General features: G+C 29.9%; 22 protein-coding genes and 1 riboswitch. Of the genes, 19 read left to right on the plus strand and 3 right to left on the minus strand.

From position 1 onward, the window contains the following. Positions 1–101 precede the first annotated feature (101 nt). The 10 genes from ETU10_RS09280 to lepB all read left to right on the plus strand — a co-directional run bounded on the left by ETU10_RS09280 (position 102) and on the right by lepB (position 9,196). Complete coding sequence (locus ETU10_RS09280; RefSeq protein WP_146263029.1) at positions 102–788, plus strand: murein L,D-transpeptidase catalytic domain-containing protein; 687 nt, start codon at positions 102–104, stop codon at positions 786–788. 210 nt (positions 789–998) lie between these two features. Next, positions 999–1,379 carry a 30S ribosomal protein S12 gene (gene rpsL, locus ETU10_RS09285; RefSeq protein ID WP_146263028.1) on the plus strand — a complete coding sequence of 127 codons (381 nt, stop codon included), beginning with the start codon at positions 999–1,001 and terminating at the stop codon, positions 1,377–1,379. A 24-nt stretch (positions 1,380–1,403) separates the two neighbouring features. Beyond that, complete coding sequence (rpsG, locus tag ETU10_RS09290; protein WP_146263027.1) at positions 1,404–1,880, plus strand: 30S ribosomal protein S7; 477 nt, start codon at positions 1,404–1,406, stop codon at positions 1,878–1,880. Between the two features lie 7 nt (positions 1,881–1,887). After that, positions 1,888–4,017: an elongation factor G gene (gene fusA / locus ETU10_RS09295; protein WP_146311716.1), complete on the plus strand. Its 2,130-nt coding sequence runs from the start codon at positions 1,888–1,890 to the stop codon at positions 4,015–4,017. 10 nt (positions 4,018–4,027) lie between these two features. Continuing rightward, the gene (gene rpsJ / locus ETU10_RS09300; RefSeq protein ID WP_055425679.1) at positions 4,028–4,333 is read left to right on the plus strand and encodes a 30S ribosomal protein S10; all 306 of its coding nucleotides are present in this window, start codon (positions 4,028–4,030) and stop codon (positions 4,331–4,333) included. Positions 4,334–4,539: 206 nt separating this feature from the next. Further along, positions 4,540–5,316: a ParA family protein gene (locus ETU10_RS09305; protein ID WP_146311718.1), complete on the plus strand. Its 777-nt coding sequence runs from the start codon at positions 4,540–4,542 to the stop codon at positions 5,314–5,316. Positions 5,317–5,320: 4 nt separating this feature from the next. Next, positions 5,321–6,211 (plus strand): ParB/RepB/Spo0J family partition protein, encoded by an 891-nt coding sequence (locus ETU10_RS09310; RefSeq protein ID WP_146311720.1) that lies wholly within the window; start codon positions 5,321–5,323, stop codon positions 6,209–6,211. Positions 6,212–6,214: 3 nt separating this feature from the next. After that, positions 6,215–6,811 (plus strand): DUF6677 family protein, encoded by a 597-nt coding sequence (locus ETU10_RS09315; RefSeq protein WP_146293110.1) that lies wholly within the window; start codon positions 6,215–6,217, stop codon positions 6,809–6,811. Between the two features lie 34 nt (positions 6,812–6,845). Continuing rightward, the gene (gene dapB, locus ETU10_RS09320; protein WP_146311722.1) at positions 6,846–7,547 is read left to right on the plus strand and encodes a 4-hydroxy-tetrahydrodipicolinate reductase; all 702 of its coding nucleotides are present in this window, start codon (positions 6,846–6,848) and stop codon (positions 7,545–7,547) included. A gap of 11 nt (positions 7,548–7,558) precedes the next feature. Then, positions 7,559–9,196, plus strand: a complete 1,638-nt coding sequence (lepB, locus tag ETU10_RS09325; RefSeq protein ID WP_146311724.1) for a signal peptidase I — start codon at positions 7,559–7,561, stop codon at positions 9,194–9,196. A 52-nt stretch (positions 9,197–9,248) separates the two neighbouring features. On the opposite strand, the gene ETU10_RS09330 is transcribed toward lepB, so the two are convergent. Then, on the minus strand, positions 9,249–9,671 hold the full coding sequence (locus ETU10_RS09330; RefSeq protein WP_146311726.1) for a hypothetical protein: 423 nt from the start codon (positions 9,669–9,671) through the stop codon (positions 9,249–9,251). 134 nt (positions 9,672–9,805) lie between these two features. Between ETU10_RS09330 and gyrA the strand changes: the two genes are divergently transcribed. After that, entirely contained in the window at positions 9,806–12,322 is a 2,517-nt protein-coding gene (gyrA, locus tag ETU10_RS09335) for a DNA gyrase subunit A (protein WP_146311728.1), read from the plus strand. A 415-nt stretch (positions 12,323–12,737) separates the two neighbouring features. Continuing rightward, positions 12,738–13,037 carry a hypothetical protein gene (locus ETU10_RS09340; protein ID WP_185145090.1) on the plus strand — a complete coding sequence of 100 codons (300 nt, stop codon included), beginning with the start codon at positions 12,738–12,740 and terminating at the stop codon, positions 13,035–13,037. Between the two features lie 32 nt (positions 13,038–13,069). On the opposite strand, the gene ETU10_RS09345 is transcribed toward ETU10_RS09340, so the two are convergent. Both ETU10_RS09345 and ETU10_RS09350 read right to left on the minus strand, forming a co-directional pair. Further along, positions 13,070–14,044 (minus strand): isochorismate synthase, encoded by a 975-nt coding sequence (locus tag ETU10_RS09345; RefSeq protein ID WP_146311732.1) that lies wholly within the window; start codon positions 14,042–14,044, stop codon positions 13,070–13,072. Between the two features lie 19 nt (positions 14,045–14,063). Beyond that, complete coding sequence (locus ETU10_RS09350; RefSeq protein ID WP_246118456.1) at positions 14,064–14,498, minus strand: hotdog fold thioesterase; 435 nt, start codon at positions 14,496–14,498, stop codon at positions 14,064–14,066. A 243-nt stretch (positions 14,499–14,741) separates the two neighbouring features. Here ETU10_RS09350 and ETU10_RS09355 point away from each other — a divergent pair, with 243 nt between their 5' ends. The 7 genes from ETU10_RS09355 (at position 14,742) to gnd (ending at position 25,167) form a co-directional block, all read left to right on the plus strand. Beyond that, the gene (locus ETU10_RS09355; RefSeq protein WP_146263015.1) at positions 14,742–15,380 is read left to right on the plus strand and encodes a porin family protein; all 639 of its coding nucleotides are present in this window, start codon (positions 14,742–14,744) and stop codon (positions 15,378–15,380) included. A gap of 135 nt (positions 15,381–15,515) precedes the next feature. Next, positions 15,516–15,613, plus strand: a riboswitch (purine riboswitch). Positions 15,614–15,661: 48 nt separating this feature from the next. Further along, the gene (locus ETU10_RS09360) at positions 15,662–19,342 is read left to right on the plus strand and encodes a phosphoribosylformylglycinamidine synthase (protein ID WP_146311737.1); all 3,681 of its coding nucleotides are present in this window, start codon (positions 15,662–15,664) and stop codon (positions 19,340–19,342) included. Positions 19,343–19,371: 29 nt separating this feature from the next. Next, on the plus strand, positions 19,372–20,085 hold the full coding sequence (gene purC / locus ETU10_RS09365) for a phosphoribosylaminoimidazolesuccinocarboxamide synthase (protein WP_146311739.1): 714 nt from the start codon (positions 19,372–19,374) through the stop codon (positions 20,083–20,085). A 71-nt stretch (positions 20,086–20,156) separates the two neighbouring features. Further along, positions 20,157–21,581, plus strand: coding sequence for an amidophosphoribosyltransferase (gene purF, locus ETU10_RS09370; RefSeq protein WP_146311741.1), 1,425 nt, complete (start codon positions 20,157–20,159; stop codon positions 21,579–21,581). A 26-nt stretch (positions 21,582–21,607) separates the two neighbouring features. Continuing rightward, a complete protein-coding gene (locus ETU10_RS09375; RefSeq protein WP_146311743.1) occupies positions 21,608–22,657 on the plus strand; it encodes an acyltransferase in 1,050 nt (349 codons plus the stop codon). Positions 22,658–22,790: 133 nt separating this feature from the next. After that, positions 22,791–24,077: an adenylosuccinate synthase gene (locus tag ETU10_RS09380; RefSeq protein ID WP_146311745.1), complete on the plus strand. Its 1,287-nt coding sequence runs from the start codon at positions 22,791–22,793 to the stop codon at positions 24,075–24,077. Between the two features lie 193 nt (positions 24,078–24,270). Next, on the plus strand, positions 24,271–25,167 hold the full coding sequence (gnd, locus tag ETU10_RS09385) for a phosphogluconate dehydrogenase (NAD(+)-dependent, decarboxylating) (protein ID WP_146311747.1): 897 nt from the start codon (positions 24,271–24,273) through the stop codon (positions 25,165–25,167). Positions 25,168–25,200: the final 33 nt, after the last annotated feature.

Raw genomic sequence — 25,200 nt, forward strand, 5'->3', positions numbered from 1 at the left:
AGTAATAGTTATTCTACTTTAAAGTATAATTTCTCTAAATAAAATATTAAAAAAAAATTTATTTGTTATATAATAAAATTCTTATTTTGTTATAAATTATCATGAAGAATAAAAACTTATTGCTATTAGCTCTTTTTCTTTGTCTATTTTTAGTTAGCAGTTTAGCTTTATACCATAAAAATATGTACAAAGATGCATATGCATACCTAAAGGTTAAGTTATTTAAAAGTATTAATAAGGACATTGTTCATTTAAAACTTAAACCAGATAATTTAGCAGATAAGTCAAAAGAAGCGTATCAATTCATCCAAAATAATGGTTACGATACAACACATGCAATTTTAATAGATTTTAGTATTCATTCTGGGAAAAATCGTTTTTATGTATGGGATTATAACGAAAATAAAGCTATAATTAAAGGTTTAGTAGCCCATGGATATGGAAACGAAAACTTTAGAAGCACTCAAGAAAAAATAGTTTTTTCCAATGTCCCCAATAGTTATACATCTTCTTTAGGGAAATATAAAATTGGGGTACGAGCCCCTAGCCAATGGGGGACAAAAATCCATTATAAAATGCATGGTTTGGAAAAAACTAATAATAAAGCATTTTCAAGAATTATAGTATTGCATTCCTATAGTCAGATGCCTGATCATGAGATTTATCCGGAACATATACCTTTAGGATATAGTCAAGGTTGCCCGGTTATAGATAATAAAACAATGGAAAAGATGGATTCATTGTTAAAGAATAAAACAAAGCCAGTCTTATTATGGATTTATAATTAAAATTAGGACTATTCATTTAAAAGTCTAAATAAATAATTTTTCCAAGAAATCAATTTAAAAATTTTTAATAAAATCTAAAATAATTTCTATTGATCGGATATAAAGATTCACATTAAATATAAAAATTCAATTATAAAAAAGCTTTAAGAGCATAATTTTTTTATTTTGAATAAAAAACATTACATTTGCCCCAAAATTAAAAGAGCATAAATGCCAACTATTCAACAATTAGTAAGAAAAGGAAGGGCCACGCTTACCAAGAAGAGTAAATCGGCTGCTTTGGATTCTTGTCCACAAAGACGTGGAGTATGTACTCGTGTTTATACTACAACACCTAAAAAACCGAATTCAGCACTTAGAAAAGTTGCTAGGGTTCGTTTGACTAATGGGAAAGAAGTAAATGCGTACATTCCAGGTGAAGGACATAATCTCCAAGAGCACTCGATAGTATTGGTGAGAGGCGGAAGGGTAAAAGATTTACCGGGAGTTCGTTATCACATTGTAAGAGGAGCATTGGATACCGCAGGTGTTCAAGGACGTTTACAGAGAAGAAGTAAATATGGAGCTAAACGACCGAAAGACAAAAAATAGTAATAACGAAATTATTCAGGTAAGATGAGAAAAACGAAAGCAAAAAAACGCCCACTTTTACCAGATCCAAAATTTAACGATCAATTGGTAACACGTTTCGTTAATAACTTAATGAAAGATGGTAAAAAAAGTATAGCTTTTAAAATATTCTATGATGCATTAGATATTGTAGAAAGTAAAAAAGAAGATCAAGAAAAAACTTCTTTAGAAATTTGGAAAGATGCTCTAGAGAACGTTATGCCTCATGTTGAAGTTCGTAGCAGAAGAGTAGGAGGAGCTAACTTTCAAATACCAATGCCTATTCGTCCAGATAGAAAAATTTCTATGGCAATGAAATGGTTAATTAAATACTCTAGAGACAGAAATGAAAAATCAATGGCTCAAAGATTAGCAGCTGAAGTTATTGCTGCAGCTAAAGAGGAAGGAGCTGCTGTTAAGAAAAAAACAGATACTCATCGAATGGCTGAGGCTAACAAAGCATTCTCACATTTCAAATTCTAAGAATAATATGTCAAGAGATTTAAAATATACAAGAAATATAGGAATTGCTGCTCATATTGATGCAGGAAAAACAACTACAACCGAAAGGATATTATTCTATACAGGAGTTAACCACAAAATTGGTGAGGTACACGACGGTGCCTCTACCATGGACTGGATGGCTCAAGAAGCAGAAAGAGGAATTACAATTCAATCCGCTGCAACTACATGTAGCTGGAATTTCCCGTTAACTGATGATGGTAAAAAAGTAGCGGATACTCGTGCCTACCATTTTAATATCATTGATACTCCCGGACACGTAGATTTTACTGTTGAAGTAAATCGTTCATTACGTGTATTAGACGGTTTGGTATTCTTATTTAGTGCAGTAGATGGTGTTGAACCGCAGTCTGAAACTAACTGGAGATTAGCAGACAATTACAAAGTTCCTAGAATGGGATTTGTAAATAAGATGGACCGTCAAGGGGCAGATTTCTTAAATGTTTGTCGACAAGTAAAAGATATGTTAGGTTCCAATGCTGTTCCTATCGTTCTTCCTATAGGATCTGAAGAAGATTTTAAAGGAATTGTTGACTTGGTAAAGAATAGAGCTGTAGTTTGGCATAATGATAATTTTGGTTCTACCTTTGATATCGTTGACATTCCTGAAGATATGAAGGAGGAAGTTCAAGAATATCGTCAATTTTTAATCGAAGCTGTTGCTGAATACGATGAAGGATTGATGGAAAAATTCTTTGAAGATCCAGATTCAATTTCTGAAGAAGAAATTCATGAAGCTTTAAGAAAAGCTACTATTGATATTAGTATAATTCCAATGGTATGTGGGTCATCTTTTAAAAATAAAGGTGTTCAGTTTATGCTAGATGCAGTTTGTAGATACCTACCTTCTCCAATTGATAAAGAAGCAATTGAGGGTACAGATCCTAAAACAGATGAACCTATATCTAGAAAACCATCTGCAAAGGAACCATTTGCAGCATTAGCTTTCAAAATTGCTACCGACCCATATGTAGGTCGTTTAGCATTCTTTAGAGCATATTCTGGGCATTTGGATGCAGGTTCTTACGTACTAAACACACGTTCTGGAGATAAAGAGAGAATTTCTCGAATTTATCAAATGCATGCAAATAAACAGAATCCTATTGAATATATTGAAGCAGGGGATATTGGTGCAGCAGTAGGGTTTAAAGACATCAAAACTGGAGATACACTTTGTGATGAAAAAGCTCCGATAGTTTTAGAAAGTATGGTTTTCCCAGATCCAGTTATAGGTATTGCAGTTGAACCGAAAACTAAAGCTGATGTTGATAAACTTGGTTTAGCTTTATCTAAATTAGCAGAAGAAGATCCAACATTCCAAGTAAAAACGGATGAAACTACAGGTCAGACTGTAATTTCAGGGATGGGAGAGCTTCACTTAGATATTATTGTTGATCGTTTAAAGAGAGAGTTTAAAGTTGAAGTTAACCAAGGACAACCTCAAGTAGAGTACAAAGAAGCACTTATGCAATCTGCTGATCATCGCGAAGTTTATAAGAAACAAACCGGTGGTAGAGGTAAATTTGCTGATATTGTGTTTCAATTATCTCCTGCTGATGAAGGTAAAGTTGGATTGGAATTTGTAAATGAAATCAAAGGTGGAAATATTCCAAGAGAATTTGTTCCATCTGTAGAGAAAGGATTTAAAGAAGCCATGAAAAATGGACCTTTAGCAGGATATGAAATTGATGGAATGAAAGTCATTTTAAAAGACGGTTCTTTCCACCCTGTGGATTCCGATCAATTATCCTTTGAATTAGCTGCTAAATTAGGATTTAAAGAAGCAGCTAGAAAAGCGAAACCTGTAATTATGGAACCTATTATGAAATTGGAAGTATTAACTCCAGAAGAATATATGGGGGATATTGTAGGAGATTTAAATCGTCGTAGAGCTACGGTTAATGGTATGGATGATAGAAATAATGCTAAAGTTATTAAAGCTTTTGTTCCATTATCTGAAATGTTTGGATATGTTACTTCTTTAAGAACATTATCTTCTGGACGTGCAACTTCTACCATGGAGTTTGATCATTACGAAGCAGCTCCACAAAATGTTGCAGATGATGTAATAGCAAAAGCTAAGGGTACAAACGCATAATATTAAAAACATGAGCCAAAAAATTAGAATAAAACTTAAATCATACGATTATAATTTAGTTGATAAATCAGCGGAAAAAATCGTAAAAACAGTAAAAGCTACTGGTGCTGTTGTTAATGGTCCAATTCCATTACCTACACACAAAAGAATTTTTACTGTGTTACGTTCTCCACACGTTAATAAAAAATCTCGTGAGCAATTTCAGTTAAACTCTCACAAAAGGTTAATGGATATTTACAGTTCATCTTCTAAAACTGTAGATGCTCTAATGAAATTAGAATTACCTAGTGGAGTTGAAGTAGAAATAAAAGTATAATTGTAATAGATTATATTTATTAAAAGCCTCTCATATCAATGAGAGGTTTTTTATTTGTAGTAATTAAAATTTTTTATTTCAATTTATATTGTTAAATAGTGCTTCAATAAAGCTGACTAAAATGCATATACAATTGTAATGTTAATAATTTTTTCATAAAATAACATTTTAAAATCGTATTTTTACATTCGAAATTTTGAAAACTAATGGGAAAAATTATTGCTATTGCAAATCAAAAAGGAGGAGTTGGAAAAACTACTACAGCTGTTAATTTAGCAGCTGCAATAGGAGTTTTAGAGAAGAAAGTTCTATTAATAGATGCCGATCCTCAAGCAAATGCTAGTTCTGGTTTAGGGATAGATGTTGATCAAGTTGAAGTAGGAACCTATGAAGTTTTAGAACATAGTGCCCAAGCTAAAGAAGCCATTCAAAATACTACATCTCCTAATGTTAAATTAATTCCAGCGCATATTGATTTAGTAGCTGCAGAAATAGAATTAGTAGATAAGGAAAAGCGGGAGTATATGTTAAGAGAAGCGCTTCAAGATATAAAGTCAGACTTTGACTATATAATCATTGATTGTGCTCCTTCTTTAGGTTTAATAACATTAAATGCTCTTACAGCTGCAGATTCTGTGATAGTTCCTATTCAGTGCGAGTATTTTGCTTTAGAAGGACTAGGGAAATTATTAAATACCATTAACAGTGTTCAGAAATTGCATAATCCTACACTTACAATTGAGGGTTTACTTCTTACTATGTATGATGCTAGATTACGATTATCCAATCAGGTAGTGGAGGAAGTAAAAACACACTTTCCTAACATGGTATTTGAAAGTTTGATTCAAAGAAATGTAAGATTAAGTGAAGCCCCTAGCTTTGGTGAATCAATTCTAAAATATGATGCTGAAAGTAAGGGGGCTATCAATTATATTTTATTAGCAGAAGAAGTATTAAATAAAAACAAAGAGGAAGTTAAATAAACTTATGTCAGGGGATAAAAAAAGAGCTATGGGCAGAGGATTGTCTGCAATTTTAAGTGAAAATTCAAAAAAAGTGAATTCAGCAGAGGAAAAAGGAGCTGAAGAACTAGTTGGTAATATTGTTGAAATTTCATTAGAGGATATAATTACCAATCCTAATCAACCAAGAAGTAATTTTGAAGAAAAGGCACTAAAAGAATTGTCAATATCCATCCAACAACTCGGGCTTATACAACCTATCACTGTTCGAAAAAATGGTAGTAAGTACGATCTAATATCTGGTGAAAGAAGATATAGAGCTTCTAAAATGGCGGGTTTAAAAAAATTACCTGCTTTTATACGCTTAGCGAATGATCAGGAATTACTTGAAATGGCTTTAGTTGAAAATATTCAACGTAGAGATTTAGATCCTATTGAAGTTGCCTTATCTTTTGAAAAATTGATTGAGGAAATTCAAATAACCCAAGAAGATTTAAGTCATAGAGTAGGCAAAGATAGGAGTACAATTACCAACTATTTAAGATTATTAAAATTGTCTCCAATTATTCAAACTGGAATTAGAGATAATATTATATCTATGGGACATGGAAGAGCCTTAATTTCTTTGGAAGACCATGGACAGCAAATATTTGTATATGAAAAAGTAGTTAAAGAACAACTATCTGTAAGACAAACGGAAGCCTTAATTAGGACAATAAAAAATCCAAAAGAAAAAAAAGAAAAGAAGGAAAAAGAACTCTCCAATTCACTTAAAAAAGGATTAAAAACTTTTGAAGATTTTTTTGAAACAGATAAAGTAGAAATTAAGGCAAGCGATAAAGGTAAAGGTAAAATAATCATTAATTTTAGTTCCGAAGAAGAGTTTCAAAGAATTCAAAAGATATTAGAAAATTAAGTAATGATTAAAATTATACTCTTAATTTTTTCTTTTTTAACAATATCTATTGTTAAATCTCAACAGTATAAGCAAGATAGCTTAATCTCTGTTCAGGAAGATCTAATTATTAATAATACCAATAGAACTGATTCATTAACGCAAAGCCTTACCAGAAGTCCTTTAAAAGCATCCTTATATTCAGCCATATTGCCCGGTTTAGGACAAATGTATAATAGAAAATATATTAAGGCACCTATAGTTTTAGGAGTAATTGCAACCGGAGTAGGTTTTATAAAACATTATGACGATAGATACAATAAGTATCATAAAGCATATTTAGCTCAATTATCAGGTAAAACCCATGAGTTTTCAGGAGTGCAAGGAATTGATGCTCGAGTATTGGCGAATGCACAAGATACAGAAAGAAGAAATAGAGATTATGCTATTGTACTCACCACATTAGCCTATCTACTTAATATAGTTGATGCTGCTGTTGATGCACATTTATCAATATTCGATAAGGATAAAGATCTTGCGATAAAACCTGTTATACTTGAAGATCCAAATACTGTATTATACAATCAAAAGTTGGGCTTAGCATTTAGCTTTAACTTTTAGTAAACTTTAATATTTAAAATTTAAACAATATTTCATGAAAATAGCATTAGTAGGTTATGGAAAAATGGGAAAAGCTATAGAAACAATAGCTGAAGCTCAAGGAGATCAAATAGTTGCTAGACTTGAAGAAATGCCGACTAAAGAAAATATAAATGAAGCAGATGTAGCCATTGAATTTTCCACCCCTCAAACAGCATATGACAATGTTGTGGCTTGCTTAGAATTAGGTATACCAGTTGTTTGTGGAACTACAGCTTGGCTAGATAGATTGCCTGAAGTAGAGAAAATATGTAGTCAGGTTAATGGTGCATTTATCTATGCGTCTAATTATAGCTTAGGAGTTAACTTATTCTTTGAAATAAACAAAAGAATTGCTCAGTTAATGCAAAATTATCCAGATTATACAATTAGTTTGGAAGAAATACATCACACCGAAAAAAAAGATGCACCAAGTGGTACTGCTATAACATTAGCAGAAGAAATTATACCGATCTATCATATGGATGGTTGGAAATTATCTTCTGAATCTTCAAGTAATCAATTAGCCATTGAAGCTAAAAGAGAAAAAGATGTTCCCGGAACACATACAGTGTTATATAACTCAGAAGTAGATCAAATTGAAATAAAACACATCGCTCATTCTAGAAAAGGCTTTGCCTCAGGCGCTTTAGTAGCAGCTAAATGGTTAGTAGGAAAAAAAGGTATTTTCACTATGAAGGATGTGTTAGGATTATAAAATTATTTTAGATGAATTTATTACAATATTACCTTATTTTTGGAATAATTACCAATATTCTATATTTTTTAACAACATGGAAATTATTTCAAAAAGCAGGTAGAAAAGCTTGGGAATCATTAATTCCTGTATATAATTTATTAGTTACCATTAAAATCATCCATAGGCCTTGGTGGTGGATTTTTATAGTGTTTATTCCGATTGTGGGACCTATAATGACCATAATAATTTTAGTAGATTTTATCAGTCATTACAATAGAAGATCGTGGATGGATGCTTTGCTCGTTGTTTTATTTTCTTTTATTTTTTTAGCCTATATAAATTATTCACCACAAACCAAATATATCGGTAAGATAGAAAGAAAGGAAACTCTTATTTCAGCAGTTCTTTTTGCTGTTATATTTGCTACCGTTATTCATACCTTCATTATTCAACCTTTTACGATTCCAACCGGATCAATGGAAAGAACCTTATTGGTCGGTGATTTTCTTTTTGTTAATAAGATAAAATACGGAATACGATTACCTATGACCCCGGTGGCATTGCCGTTTTTACAAAATAAAATACCTTTAGGGGATAGTAGTAAGCCACAGCACCAAACCAACTCCTATATAGATAATATACGTCTTCCTTACTTTAGACTTCCTGGATGGACGGATGTCAAAAGAGGAGATATAGTAGTTTTTAACTATCCTACAGATTCCCTACATACGGCTATTGATCGTAAAGATCCTTACGTTAAGAGAGCAGTGGGTGTACCAGGAGATATTTTGGAGATTAAAGACGCAAATCTATATGTAAATGGTAAACCTGAAAATATAAAAAAGGACGAAGAGCAACAAAGAAGATATAACGTTTATACTAATGAATCAGGAATAAGTCCAAAAAAAATAGATGATTTATTAGGGTATGCTCCCTATTTTGAAACTCAATCTGAAATAAGAGATAAAAGAAAATATACTTTTGAAGGATTAACTACCGAAAATTTAAATTTAATTAAAAATTTAAATACGGTTGATTCTGTTGCTCAAGACATAGCCAAAGTAGGTGTGCAAGATCTTAGGATCAATGCTTACGGAAAAATTGATTCAGCTCAATCAATATTTCCAATCACTAAGCATTGGAATAGATCACAGTATGGACCTATCCAAATCCCACGAAAAGGTGATGTTATACATTTAAATCATGAAAATATTGAGCAGTATAGAGATATAATTACTAGATATGAAAATAATGATTTGAAGATAGTTGGTAATCAATTTTACATAAATGGAACCCCTACAGACAATTACACAATTAAACAAAATTATTATTGGATGATGGGAGACAATAGAGATAATTCTTTGGATAGTAGATATTTTGGATATGTTCCAGAAAATCATATAATAGGTTCCCCTGTATTTACTTGGTTAAGTATCCAAGGATTGTTTGAAAATACATTTAAAACACCTTCGGGAGAAAAAGTGGACGGATACGGACATAAAGCCAAGTTTAAAATAAGATGGGATCGAATGTTTAAAATTCCAAATACCGATACATTACCCAAAGATAAAACTAGTTACTTACCCTATTTCATTGTTCTTTTAATTGCATATTTTTCTTACGATTATTTTAAGAAAAAAAAGAAAAAGAAACTAAAGAATCAATAATATGTTATAAAAAAAAGATGGATTTTATATCCATCTTTTTTTATAAATTAAATTATCTAAATTCGGGATTACTACTCGTTTTAATTAGCTTTCCACTACCTTTAACACCTCTCTTACCATCGAAGTAATATGACTTATAATAAAGTGTATTGCCTTCAATTTTCTCAGGTGATATAGATATACCACCATTGTCATTTATAAATTTTTTAAAAGGATCCTTTTTAGCTTCTTTTTTATCAAAGAGTAAAATGTAATCACAGTCGTTTAACCATCTTATATTCTTATTAGATTTAACCCCATTAACTATTTCCAGTTGTTTATTTTTGTTTCGAATAATAACTGAATTTAGAGTTAGATTTTCATTATTTATATTGTTAAATTCGCCGATGGTGAATTTTCGGCATTCGTCACTATTTACTTGTCCTATAGAAAAATACGAGGAAACAGTAAAGAAAATAAAAATAATCTTTTTCATCTATCAAAGATATAAATAAATAAAAAACATAAAAAGATTTAATTTAATCTAAACTAATAGGATTTTTTGCCTTGTTTATCTATATAAAAAAGAGTACTTTTACAAGCTATCATTTATAATAAATAATAAATCATATGACAGGAGAAGGGGAAAAGTTAATTCCTATAAACATTGAGGATGAGATGAAATCATCTTACATAGACTATTCCATGTCTGTAATAGTTTCTAGAGCTCTTCCTGATGTAAGAGATGGATTAAAACCCGTACATAGAAGAGTTTTATTTGGAATGCATGAACTAGGAGTTACCTCAAGTAGTTCTTATAAAAAATCGGCAAGAATTGTAGGGGAAGTTATGGGAAAATACCATCCACATGGAGATTCTTCCGTATACGATACTATGGTACGTTTAGCTCAAGAATGGTCGATGAGATATCAATTGGTAGATGGACAAGGAAACTATGGTTCCATTGATGGTGATCCACCAGCAGCAATGCGATATACGGAGGCAAGATTAAAAAAGATTTCAGAAGATATACTTTCAGATATAGATAAAGATACGGTTGATACTCAGTTAAACTTTGATGATACTTTAGAAGAGCCTAAAGTTATGCCAACTCGTATTCCTAATCTGTTAATTAATGGAGCATCAGGAATAGCGGTGGGAATGGCGACTAATATGGCACCACACAATTTATCTGAATCTATTGATGCTATTTGTGCTTACATTGAAAATAGAGAAATAACCATTGAAGACTTAATGCAATATATTAAGGCTCCAGATTTCCCAACCGGCGGAATTATTTATGGATATGAAGGAGTAAAATCTGCTTTTGAAACAGGAAGAGGACGAATTGTTTTAAGGGGTAGAGCGAATTTTGAAGAAGTACACGGTAGAGAGGCAATTATAGTTACAGAAATTCCTTATCAAGTGAATAAAGCAGATATGATTGCACGTACTGCAGAATTAATTAAAGAAGATAAATTACAAGGAATTTCCGAAATAAGAGATGAGTCCGATAGAAAGGGAATGAGAGTTGTCTACATTTTAAAAAATGATGCAATTCCAAATGTAGTTTTAAACTTGCTTTATAAATATACGGCTTTACAAACTTCTTTTAGCGTTAATAATATAGCCTTAGTGAAAGGTAGACCGGTTCAACTAAATTTAAAAGATATTATTCATCATTTTGTTGAACATAGGCATGATGTTGTCGTTCGAAGAACCAATTATCTTTTAAGAAAAGCACAAGAGCGAGCACATATTCTAGAAGGATTTATGAAAGTGATAGCCACTCAAGATTCTTTAGATTTAGCCATTAAAATAATTAGAAATAGCTCGAATCCAAGTGAAGCTAAGTCAGGATTAATTCAAGAATTTGAATTGTCTGAAATTCAAGCTCAAGCAGTTTTAGATTTAAGATTGGCTCGTCTAACCGGAATGGAGTTAAATAAAATCCGAGAGGAGTATGAGGCTATCATGAAAGAGATTGAATATTTGAATAACATTCTTAATGATGAAGGACTACGTTTTCAAATAATCAAAGAAGAATTGCAGGAAATTAAGAAAAAGTATGGAGATGAAAGACGTACTGAAATTAATTTTGCTGGTGGAGAAATGAGTATTGAGGATATTATACCTGATGAGAAAGTAGTATTAACTATTTCTAAAATGGGTTATATTAAAAGAACTTCACTTTCTGAATATAAAACTCAATCAAGAGGAGGAATAGGAAATAAGGCAGCATCTACCAGAGATGAAGATTTCCTTGAATATGTAGTTTCAGCAACTGCACATCAGTATATGCTATTCTTTACTGAAAAAGGCAAATGTTTTTGGTTACGTGTATATGAAGTGCCCGAGGGATCAAAAGCATCTAAAGGTAGACCAATTCAAAATTTAATAAATATTGAGTCTAACGATAAAGTAAAAGCTTATATACTGACTCATGATTTAAAAAATGAAGAATATATCCGAAATACTTTTGTGGTAATGGTAACTCAAAAAGGAACCATAAAAAAAACATCCCTTGAAGCATATTCAAGGCCAAGATCTAACGGAATTAATGCAATAAACGTTAGAGATGGTGAAACATTGATTAGCGCAAGTTTAACTTCTGGGAACGATGAAATTATGTTGGCAACCTTATATGGTAAAGCACTTAGATTTCCACAAGAAAAACTTAGATCCATAGGAAGAAATGCATCAGGGGTAAGAGGAATTACACTTGGAGATGAAAAGGATGAAGTTATTGGAATGGTAATCATTTCAGATCCAGAAAAAGATACAGTGTTAGTTGTATCTGAAAAAGGATTTGGAAAGAGAACCCATGCAGATGCTTATAGAATTACGAATAGAGGAGGAAAAGGGGTAATAACATTAAATATTACCGAAAAAACTGGAGGATTGATAGCTATTCAAAAAGTTTCTGATGATAATGATTTAATGATCATTAATAAATCCGGAGTTGCAATTAGAATGTCTGTAGAAGAATTAAGAGTTATGAGCAGAAATACACAAGGAGTAAGACTGATCAATCTTAGAAAAAACGATGAAATTGCTGCAATTACAAAAATTGAAAAGGAAGAAGGTGTAGAAATTGAAGAAGAAATTAAAGATAGTGAAAACAACTCTGATTTAGTAAATGAATAAACATATCTAATAAACAAAAATTATATTTTAAAGCCTCTTAATTTAAGAGGCTTTTTTAATTAAATATTAATAATGATTATTTTCAAATCCTAAAGCAGTATTGCCTAAATTTGATTCATCTACATGGCCTTATTATATGTCTACTTTACCTAACTACACTTATTTTATGCAAGATAAGAATTAGCTAGAAACACAAAGTAGCTATATTAAATCTCAAGTGATGAATATGAATGTAAAAAATATTTCTCCTTTAGATTTATTAAACTCATTACCCTTAGAAAAACAAAATTTATTTTATAAATTAACAAAATTCGACAAATAAAAATTCAGTGAATTATTTAATAAATAATCCAAAAAGAATTTAATAATAATCGGCACAACTAATTCCTCTGCCCAACAGCAATATATAAGTCAGGTGTACAATGATTACTCAAATGAATATGATATATTTTATAAACCACACCCAGCAGATAGGGATTATCTAGATTATGAAAAAACTTATCCTGGATTAATCTTGCTACCTGCACAAATGCCTTTTGAAGTATTTGTATGGTCATTGATTGATGAAATTGATGTAATTGGGGGAAACCAATCAACAGTATTTATGACAGTTCCAGCTAATAAAATTAAATTTATATTTGCAAAAGATTCTGAGTCTTTATTTAGACCTTTAAATTTAATTTTTATAGATACAGATATTGAGTGGATACAATAATAAAAAAGCCAAAATTAATTTTTTGGCTTTTCTTATAATAAACAATCAACGATAATTTTAGATTTCATTTCAGTTTCCAACCATTCCTTTTCAGGGATGCTTTGTGCGGTAATTCCACCACCAACATAAAGTAATGCTCCATTACTAAATAGTTTTCCACATCTTAGATTTACAAAATATTGCTTAAAATTAACATCTTCTACCCCAATAAATCCTGCGTAAAAATCTCTATCATAGCCTTCATTTTCATCAATGAATTTTTTACTTAAATTTAAAGGCAATCCGCAAACGGCAGGTGTAGGATGCAAAGCGTTTATTAATTCGTATATAGATTTATCATTTTTTATTTGAGAAGAAAAATGAGTAACTAGATGTTTAATGTGATTAAGACCATAGGTTTCTGGACCTAATATTGATATATTATCGCAGTAAATTTTTAGGGTTTGAATTATATAATCAGAAACTAATTTCTGTTCATAAATTTCTTTTTCACTCCAATGGTATGAATTTTTGTTGGGTAAAGTGCCTGCCAATGCCATAGTTTTAAAAATAGAGTTGTTATAATATCCTAAAATTTCAGGAGTTGAACCGATCCAAATCTCGTCATTGTTCCACACACTTAAATGACAGAAAGAGTTTGGATTAGCATCACACAATGCCAAGAAAGAATTAATTGGATTAATATTTAATCTTGGAAGCCATAAATTTCTAGATATTACAATTTTTAAAGCATTACTGTTTTTAATATTATCAATTGTTTTATTTACTAGCGAGATATAATCACTTTTCTTTAGAATCTTTACATCTTCACTGTCGCGTAACGAGAAATTTAAATTTTTAAATTCAGGTCTTTCAATTTCAATTAATTTATGATATGAAAGTTTATATTGTTTAGAATTATTAAAGGAATTGAAAGTGTATAAATTAGAACCATTTTTATCATTTTCAATTAGAAAATATTTTGAACATTTAGGCAAACGTATTATTGCAAATGGTAATTTATACATACAGATTACTCAATATTAATTATTTAATTCTGTCCTTTTTTACAATTCTATTAATCATTGTAACAAAACAATTTTTAAATTTTTTACCTTCAATTTCATTAAAAATATTAATTTCTATAACTTGAGTTGATCTTCCTTTATGTATAAATGTAGCTATGGCTATAATTTTACCTTCTTTAACTGGTTTTAGGTGATAACCATTCACTTCAGAACCAAAAACATAATTTTCATCTAAATTAGTAGTGGTCATAGACAAGCAAGAACCTATGGTTTCAGCTAATGCTAAAGATGTTCCTCCGTGTAAAAAATTCATAGGTTGTAAAACTTTAGAGCATACTTCTAATTCTGCTATTAAGCTATCTTCTGTAAAAGAAATAAATTTAATTCCTAATGTTTCTATAAGCGTATTCTTAGAAATTTGATTTAATTGATCTATAATTTCTGAATTTTTCACAATCTTATAATATATAAATTTATGTTTACAAACATAATAAATATTTATCTAAACTTATATAAATTTATTTGTTACTCAATAATTGAAGGTATTTATTAAAAATTATTAATTAATATATTTATTTTTATAATGTAAATAATTTTAAATCATAATATTTATTCTTTATTATAATTAATAATATACACATGTTTATTTTTTTAATTATATTTTTGCCACAAACTAAAGAAATTATTGCCAAATATTATGAAAAACAAATTCATATTGCTTAATTTATTCGTTATAAGTTTTTTTAACGTAAAATCTCAAGCTCAAAATCGTTTTGGTGTTAAGACTAATTTACAATTCACGAATGTAACCAATGTACATGAAGATTCAAAAATAAGAAATTTTGGTTTAGGGATAGGTTTTTTTTCTCAAGTTCCTATGAATGATTATAATGACAGATTTTTTCTTAGACCTGAATTATTTTATTCCCAACAAGGGGGCGAACAAAATAAAGATAATCATTTAATAAAGTTTTATCAAAATTATTTAAACATAAATCTATTGTTAAAATATTATTTTCCAGATCAAATATTTATGTCTAGACAGGGATGTGCCTGTCATATGAAAACCAATCACGAATTTTTCATAGAAGCAGGACCACAGTTTGGATATATTTTAAGTGAGAATAATAAATATTTAGATGATTTAGAGTTTGGAGGTTCTACAAAGTTTGATTTGTCTCTAGGTATTGGTGCTGGTATTAGTATAAGGAGAAAATTTGAATTTAGTCTACGTTATAATTATGGCTTAACAGATACTTATAGATTCTATCCCAAACAAAATTCTACAACTAACTTAGCCTTTTCAATATCTTATTTTTTTGGACGTGAAGCATAAAATATCAAAATTAATTATTATAATTTAATAATAAGTTTCTATTAAATGATATGTAACTATTTATTCAAATTTTTTGGAATAATTTATGATTAAATATATCCATAAATGGAAAAAATAAAAGTATATTTGTAAGCAACCTAAATTAAATTTATCATTTGTATAAGCTCATAATAAGGATGGGTGTTTCTACGGCAAACCTTAAATTTGTCACTACAAATGGGTAATTCTTTTGTCCATTTGTAAGTTAATCTATTTTTATTATAAAGATTGAAATTTATTAAATGAACAAAAGAATATTTATAGAAAAAAAAAATGATTTTGACTTTGAAAGCCAAAAATTATTTACGGAAATAAAAGACATATATTCTATCAATTATTTAAAAGTATATCTCATTTATGATATTTTTAATGTAACAGATAAGGAGTATACTCAAATTTTAAATACTATATTTTCTGATAAAATTACCGACATATGTTATGAAAATATTCCTGTTCAAGAAGATTGTTTTGCCGTAGAATATATGCCAGGTCAGTATGATCAAAGAGCCGATTCAGCACAACAATTAATTTCAATATTAACTGGAAATGTAAATTGTAAAGTTAAAACAGGGAAATTATATTGCATTAAAGGTTCATTTGATCTGCAATCCATAAAAAAATATTTAATTAATCCAGTTGATAGTAGAGAGAAAGATTTAACTGTTCTACAAGATTCATATTCACAACCTCCTTCTAATGTAAAAATTTATGATAATTTTATTCAATTAGATCAACAAGAATTAGAAAGGTTCTATCATGAAAATAATTTCGCTTTTGACCTTGATGATCTAAAATTTATTCAAAATTATTTTCATCAAATCAATAGAAATCCAACTGAAACTGAGCTTAAAGTATTAGATACTTATTGGAGTGATCATTGTCGTCATACAACCTTTATGACTGAATTAAAAAATATAAGTTTTGTTGGAAATTTTAAAAATACATTAGAATCAATTTTTTCAAAATATTTATCCTTAAGAAGTGAATTGGGTAGAGACAATAAACCAATCACATTAATGGATTTAGCAACTATAGCCGGAAGATATTTTCTAAAAAATGGTAAATTGGATGACCTAGTTATTTCAGAAGAAATAAATGCATGCACTATAAAAGTAGATGTGGATGTGGATGGTAAAAAGGAACCTTGGTATCTATTATTTAAAAATGAAACTCATAACCATCCCACTGAAATTGAGCCTTTTGGGGGAGCATCTACATGTATTGGCGGAGCAATTCGAGATCCATTAAGTGGCAGAGCTTTTGTATATCAAGCCATGAGGATTTCTGGCTCAGGAAATCCATTAGAAGCATTTGATAATACTTTACCAGATAAGCTACCACAAAAGAAAATAACACAAGGAGCAGCCAATGGATATTCGTCTTATGGGAATCAAATAGGATTAGCAACTTCTCATATATCGGAGATATATGAGGAAGGGTATAAAGCTAAGAGAATGGAAGTAGGTATGGTTGTGGGGGCTGTACCTCAGAATTGGGTTAGAAGAGAAAAACCTGTTGAAGGTGATAGAATAATTGTCTTAGGAGGAAAAACAGGGAGAGATGGAGTAGGAGGAGCGACAGGATCATCTAAAGTACATGACGAGACATCTATTCATACATTAAGCGCAGAAGTTCAAAAAGGAGACGCTGTTCAAGAAAGAAAAATCCAAAGATTTTTTAGGAATAAAGAAGTAACTCAATTAATTAAAAAATGTAACGATTTTGGTGCAGGTGGAGTTTCCGTTGCTATTGGAGAGCTTGCAGAAGGATTAGAAATTAATTTGGATGTACTTCCAGTTAAATATGAGGGGCTTAATGGAACTGAACTAGCAATTTCAGAATCTCAAGAGAGAATGGCTGTTGTAGTAGAGGCTAAAGATGTAGATAAATTTATTCATCTCGCACAGCAGGAAAATCTTTTAGCTGTTGAAGCAGCTAAAGTAACGTCCGATCAAACTTTAACTATGATCTGGAGAGGTCAAAAAATAGTTGAATTATCAAGAACATTTTTAGATAGTAATGGAGCAACAAAAGAAAATCAAGTTTCAGTAAATATTAATGATAAGATTTTTGATAATAAAATAATAAATTTTACAGAAGAATACTTTGAAAACGAATTAAAATCATTAAATCATTGTTCACAAAAGGGCTTGATTGAAAAGTTTGACAGTACTGTTGGAAGAACGACTGTACTTATGCCTCTCGGAGGAAAAAATCAAATAACACCAGCCGAAGGAAGTGTTCATACATTTCCATTGTTAAAAGGTAATACAACGACTGTATCCCTTGCCACTTGGGGATTTTCTCCTGAAATATCTAAAAAAAGCACATTACATGGAGGAGCCTATGCCGTTGTGGAATCTGTAGCCAAAATTGTAGCTTTAGGAGAAGACTATAAAAATATAAGATTTAGTTTTCAAGAATATTTTGAGCGTTTAGGACATAATCCAGAAAAATGGGGAAAACCTTTTGCTTCATTATTAGGTGCTTTGCAAGCTCAGCTAGCTTTTGAATGTCCAGCTATTGGAGGAAAAGATAGTATGTCAGGAACGTTTAAAGACATAAACGTACCGCCCACATTAATATCTTTTGCTTGTTCTGTAGGTAGTAAAGAAAATATAATATCATCTGAATTAAAAAATGAAGGAAATTATATTTATTTATTTGATCATATAGCTAACGAGGATGAAATGCCTAATTATGAACAATTGAAAAATGTATATAGTTTCATACATCAACAAGTTATTCAAGGAAATGTAAAAGCTATAAAAACCATAAAAAATTCACATCCCGCTATTGAATTAGCCAAAATGGCATTAGGGAATGATTTAGGTTTTAAAGTTGAAATTCCAAATAAAAAATGTATTGTAGGTTCATTATTAATTGAGAGTAAAAATGAAATTAATCATCCAAACCTAACTAAAATAGGAGTAGTTACCAGTGGTGATATATTTAGCGTAAACTCTATTTTATACAATATTTCTAAACTTAAAAAAAGTTATGAGAAAACCTTAGAACCTATATTTATTTCCAATAAATCTCAAGATAAAAATTTTGAAGAAATAAAAATTCAAAATTTGAATTCGGGAAAAACTATTCAAAGTAACTCAAATTCAATTCAACCCAAAGTAGTAATACCAATTTTTCCTGGAACGAATTGTGAGTACGAAAGCATACAAGTATTTCAAGAAGAAGGAGCTAGTGTAAGTTCTGTAATCATTAACAATCTTAATTTTAATCTTCTTAGAGAATCAATTTTAAATTTTGAAACTCAATTACAGGATGCACATATATTAATGTTACCTGGTGGATTTTCTGCTGGAGATGAGCCGGATGGTTCTGCTAAATTTATGGTTTCAATTTTGAAAGATGAAAGCATAAAAAATGCTGTACACAGATTATTAGAAAGAGGTGGACTTATTTTAGGAATTTGTAATGGATTTCAAGCCTTAATAAAATCTGGTTTATTACCTTATGGTAGAATACAAGATGTAGATGAAAATTCGCCAACTCTTACCCATAATTTTATAGGAAGGCATATATCACAAATGGTTACAATTAAAGTACATTCAGACCGAAGCCCATGGTTGAAAGGAATGAAAGATCAAACTTTTACTATACCTGTTTCACACGGAGAAGGACGTTTTTATGCTAATGATAAAACAATTGAAAATTTATTAGAAAATGATCAAATAGCTACCCAATATATTGATTCTAATGGAAAACCCTCTCTACAAATGCCATTTAATCCCAATGGATCTACCTATGCTATTGAAGGTATAACAAGTAAATGCGGACAGATATATGGGAGAATGGGACATCCAGAAAGATTTAACTCAGGACTAATTAAAAATATACCAGGGGCCAATTATCACAACATATTTAAAAATGGTGTTGATTATTTTAAAAATAATAAAAAATAATAATTACCGTTAAAAATTTCTTTCAAATAATGGAAAAAAAAGAATTTCTTTACGAAGGCAAAGCAAAACAAATTTATGCAACTGAACATACAGATAAAGTAGTTGTACATTATAAAGATGATGCTACCGCTTTTAATGCTCAGAAAAAAGGGTCAATTACAGATAAAGGGGTAATAAACAATGAAATAACTACATTACTATTTGAATACTTACAAAAGAAAGGTATTCCTACACACTTTATAAAAAAATTGAGCGATAGAGAACAGTTAGTTCAAAAGGTTTCAATTATACCTTTAGAAGTTATTATTCGCAATTATATTGCTGGTAGCATGGCAAAAAGATTAGCAATAGAAGAAGGAACTAAATCTCCAGTAGTAATCACAGAGATCTGTTATAAGAAAGACGAATTAGAAGATCCATTGATTAATAATGATCACGCAGTTGCACTAGGAGTTGCTACTTACAGCGAATTAGATGAAATTTTTAGAATTACACACAAAATAAACGAGTTAATTAAAGATTTATTTGATAAAATTAATATCATCTTAGTAGATTTTAAAATTGAGTTTGGAAAAAATTCAAAGGGAGAAATTATATTAGCAGACGAAATTAGTCCTGATACATGTAGATTATGGGACAAGGATACATTAGAGAAATTAGATAAAGATAGATTTAGGAGAGATTTAGGGAAAGTTGAAGATGCCTACCATGAAATTTTAAATAGACTTAAAACAGTTCTATAAATATTTTGAGCTTACTTTTATAAGTACAGTTATTTATTGTCTTAAAATTGTTATTTGAATATTTATAATCAATGGATAAAAATTATTATCAAAGAAATAGATTTAGAAAAAGTGAAAATATTTTATTTGATTCTCCAGAAGAAGAATGTGGAGTATTTGGAGTCTATTCTACTAAAAATATAGATACATTTTCACTTGTTCAATTTGGATTATTCGCCTTGCAACATAGAGGTCAAGAGGCCTGTGGTTTTTCGGTCTTAAAAGAGGGTACTATATATACAGTTAAACAAAGCGGCTTGGTATTAGATGCTTTCAAATCTGTAGAAGATACTGAAAATTATCAGGGAAATGCTGCCATAGGTCATAATCGATATACAACTGCCGGTGATAAAAAAAGATACAATTATCAACCCCTATTTGCTAAAAATGAGTACGATAGAACTATATTATCCATTGTACATAATGGGAATTTGGTTGGTATCGATGAATTAAGAAATCGTTTAGAAAAAGAAGGCGTTAATTTTTTAGCAACCTCAGACACTGAAGTAATGCTTCGATTACTTCAAAAACATTTAAGTAATGGCTTAGAAAATGCAATAAAAGAATCTGCTAAATATTTAAAAGGTGCATTTTCTGTATTAACACTAACTAAAGAAAAATTAGTGGCGTTTAGAGATCCCAATGGTATTAGACCTTTGTGCATTGGAGTAATTGATGAAAACACTTATGTATTTGCTTCAGAGTCCTGTGCCTTAGATGGAGTAGGAGCACAATATTTAAGAGACGTAATGCCTGGAGAAATGGTAATTGTTGACAAAAATGGATTAAGATCTGAAATGATTTATGAAAATCCAATTCGTAGAATATGTTCTTTTGAATATATATATTTTGCACGTCCGGATTCAATTATTGAAAATATAGAAGTATATAAAGTACGCGAAAAAAGTGGTGAAAAATTATGCGAGCAAAGTCCTGTTGAAGCAGATTTAGTAATTGGAGTTCCAGATTCAGGTATTCCTGCTGCTATAGGATATTCAAAAGCTTCTAAAATTCCATTTATGCCTGTTCTTATAAAAAATCGTTATATTGGTAGATCCTTTATTGTGCCTACTCAAGAGATGAGAGAAAGGGTTGTTAATTTAAAACTTAATCCTATTGAATCTGAAATAAAAGGGAAGAGAATTATTATAATTGATGATAGCATTGTTAGAGGTACAACGTCCAAAAGACTCGTAAAAATTCTTCAAGAAGCAGGTGCAACAGAAATACATTTTAGAAGTGCATCCCCCGCAATTATTGCACCCTGTTACTTAGGAATAGATACACCAGATAAAACCCATCTAATATCTTCTCAAAAGTCTAAAGAAGAGCTTAAAAACTATTTGAATGTTAATTCGCTGGATTTTTTATCTCTTGAAAATCTTTATGAAATTCTAGGTAGTAAAAACCATTGTTTTGGTTGCTTTACAGAAAAATATCCAGTTAGTAAAGATTAATATGCATTCATATTATAATTTACCTAATGGCAAAAATTTTAAAAAATAATTATCACATTATTTGGATTGAAAATTTAAGGGCAATTGCAACTTTAGCAGTAGTCTTGTTGCATGTTGCATCTCAAATGTTTTATAATTTTGGAAAGGTTTCTGATATGCATTGGTGGGCTTCTAATTTGTATATCAATTTAGGTAGATTTTCAGTTCCATGCTTTATAATGATTACAGGCGCGCTTATACTAGGAAAAAACTATAATTGGAAAAACTTTACAAAAAGAAGATTAGTAAGAATACTATTCCCATTTATTTTTTGGAGTATAATATATATTATATATAATTTAGTTAGAATTATATATAAAGACTCATCTAAACTCAATTTAAAATTTATATTAGATTATGTTCAAAATAAATTGGCATACGGTGCATCATATCAGATGTGGTACATATATATGTTAATTGGAATATACTTAATCTTTCCAATTTTTAACAAATGGATTATTAATAGCAATAAAAAAGAACAACTATATTTTCTTTTAATATGTTTATTAAATTATTTAATACAAAATTTACCTATTGATTTTCTAAAAACAGATGTCAATATTAGTTTTTTTTCAGAATCTCTTGGATATTTAGTTTTAGGATATTATTTAACAAACAATAAGTTTAATTTTGATGGGAAAAAAAGATTTTATTTTTTAATACTTATTTCAGTCTTTTTAATTTCGTATTTGATTATTTGTATAGATACATATTATTCTTCAATTATTAAAAATTCACCTATTCAAAAAATTAAACCTTGGGATTTACTACAAACAATTTCTATATTTTTATTATTTTTATATATACCGTATTTAAATAAAAAAATAAGACTTTTGTCTATAGTTAATAATTATAGTTTTGGAATTTATTTAATTCATGTGCTTATTATGGATTTACTTGCTAAAGCTGGATTAGCATATTATTCTTTTAATCCTTATCTATCCATACCAATAACATTCATTTGTACAATATTTTTTTCAATTTTAGTGCTATATTTACTTAGTAAATTACCCTATGGTAAGTATGTAACAAGATAAATTTACGTTTTTTAATTTTTTAAATTAAACTAATTATAATTAATAATATTCTATTAATTTTGTAAGGAAAGAACCCAACTAAAATAATTTCTTTCCTATTAAAAATTAAGATAACAAACAAAATTCAACCAATATGTCAACGTACGTTGTTGTCGGTCTGCAATGGGGCGACGAAGGAAAAGGAAAAATTACTGATGTTTTAGCAGAGAAATCGGATTATGTAGTTAGATATCAAGGAGGAAATAACGCTGGTCACACTGTATATGTAGGAGAAAATAAATTTGTTTTACACCTTCTTCCCTCAGGAGTATTGCAATGCAAAGGTAAATGTATTATCGGAAATGGTGTTGTCGTAAATCCAGAAGCATTTTTAGATGAAATTTCTCAAATTGAAAAAAAAGGATTGTCAGCAGATCATGTATTTATTAGCAGTAGAGCACATATAATTATGCCTTATCATATATTATTAGATACATATAGAGAGGAAGCAGTTGGCAATACACCTATAGGCACTACCAAAAGAGGTATAGGACCTTGTTATGAAGACAAAGTAGCAAGAGTAGGAATAAGGGCAATCGATCTTTTAAATAAAGATATTTTAAAAGAAAAAATTAAACAAAACTTAATTGTAAAAAATGCCTTGTTCGAAAAATTATTTGATAAAGAGCCATTGTCCTTTCAAGAAATATATAATCAATATTTAGACTTTTCTGATAAATTAAAGCCTAGAATTATTGATTGTGAGTATGAATTAAATACAGCTATCTGTGAAAATAAAAATGTTTTATTTGAAGGAGCTCAAGCCTTAATGCTAGATGTAGATTTTGGAACCTATCCTTATGTTACTTCATCCTCTCCAACTACAGGAGGTGTTAGCATAGGTACAGGTGTTCCACCCACCCGTCTGAAAAATTTAATAGGAGTATCAAAAGCATATTGCACTAGAGTAGGAAATGGTCCCTTCCCTACAGAATTAGAAGATGAAACCGGTGAGCAAATGAGAAAGGTAGGTCATGAATATGGAGCTTCAACCGGACGTCCTCGTAGATGCGGATGGCTAGATTTAGTTGCATTGCGTTATTCCTGTATGATTAATGGAATAACTCATTTAGTTATTACAAAACTAGATGTTTTAAGTGGTTTTGATAATATTAAAGTATGTACATCTTACAAAACTCCAGAAGGAGATAATATTGATAAATTTCCTTCAACGACTGAAGAATTATCTAAATATAATGCAACATATACAGATTTAGAAGGCTGGAAAGAAGACATTTCAAAAATTAAAAAATTTGAAGATTTACCACTAGCAGCTCAGAATTACTTGCAATTTATTGAAGATTTTTTAGGAATTAAAATTCATTTAATATCTGTAGGACCAGAAAGATCACAAAATATTATTAAAACCGAATTGGATTAAATAAACGAATCATATATATCGTAAAGTCTAACATTACAATGTTAGACTTTTTTATTTTAAAATATTAATATAATTTATAAAAATTCAATTTTTTTGAATATAAGATTATAAAAAAAGTTACTTGAATTCATATTTTATATGCATGATTTTTGTTAACTTGTATTACAAATAAAAATTAAAGCAAATATAAATTATGAAAATAGGATTTATAGGTCTTGGTAAGATGGGTGGGAAAATGGTAGAGCGATTATTAAATCAAAATCATGAAGTTGTAGCTTACAATCTTACACAAAAAGAAATTGACGATGTATGTAAGAAAGGAGCAATACCAGCAAATAGCGTAAAAGATCTTGTTGATAAACTAGAAGGCAGAAAATTAGTATGGTTAATGGTACCTGCAGGCAAACCTGTAGATGAAAATATTGATGAACTGCTTACATTACTGGATCAAGGGGATATTATTGTTGATGGTGGAAATAGTTTTTGGAAAGATTCAATTCGTAGAGGAAAAAAATTAAAAGAAAAAGGAATCTATTATTTAGACTGCGGTACAAGTGGAGGCGTATGGGGACTTCAAAATGGTTATTGTTTAATGTATGGAGGTGAAAAAGAACCTTGCGATTTTGCTGAGCCTATATTCAAATCATTAGCCCCAGAAAATGGATATTTACGTTGTGGAGAAGTAGGTTCTGGGCATATGGTTAAGATGATTCATAACGGTATAGAATATGGAATGATGCAAGCCTATGCAGAAGGTTTTGAGATTATGAAAAATTCCCCTTATAATGTGGATTTAGAAAAAGTTTCTCGTGTTTGGATGCAAGGTTCCGTAGTAAGATCTTGGTTATTAGAGCTTATTGGTAATGCTTTAGATGGCAATGAAAATTTAGATGGCATTAAGGATTACGTTCAAGATAGTGGAGAAGGTAGATGGACTGTAGAAGCAGCTATGGAATTTAATGTACCGGCACATGTAATTACTTCATCTCTATTTACAAGATTTGCTTCTAGGCAAGAATCATCTTTTGCAATGAAATTACTAGCGGCTATGAGAAATCAGTTTGGAGGTCATGAGATTAAAAAAGATTAAAAATAAATTTTACAGCTACATTTAAAACATAAT

It is taken from the genome of Apibacter muscae (genome assembly GCF_007845595.1).
GTDB classification, from domain to species: domain Bacteria; phylum Bacteroidota; class Bacteroidia; order Flavobacteriales; family Weeksellaceae; genus Apibacter; species Apibacter muscae.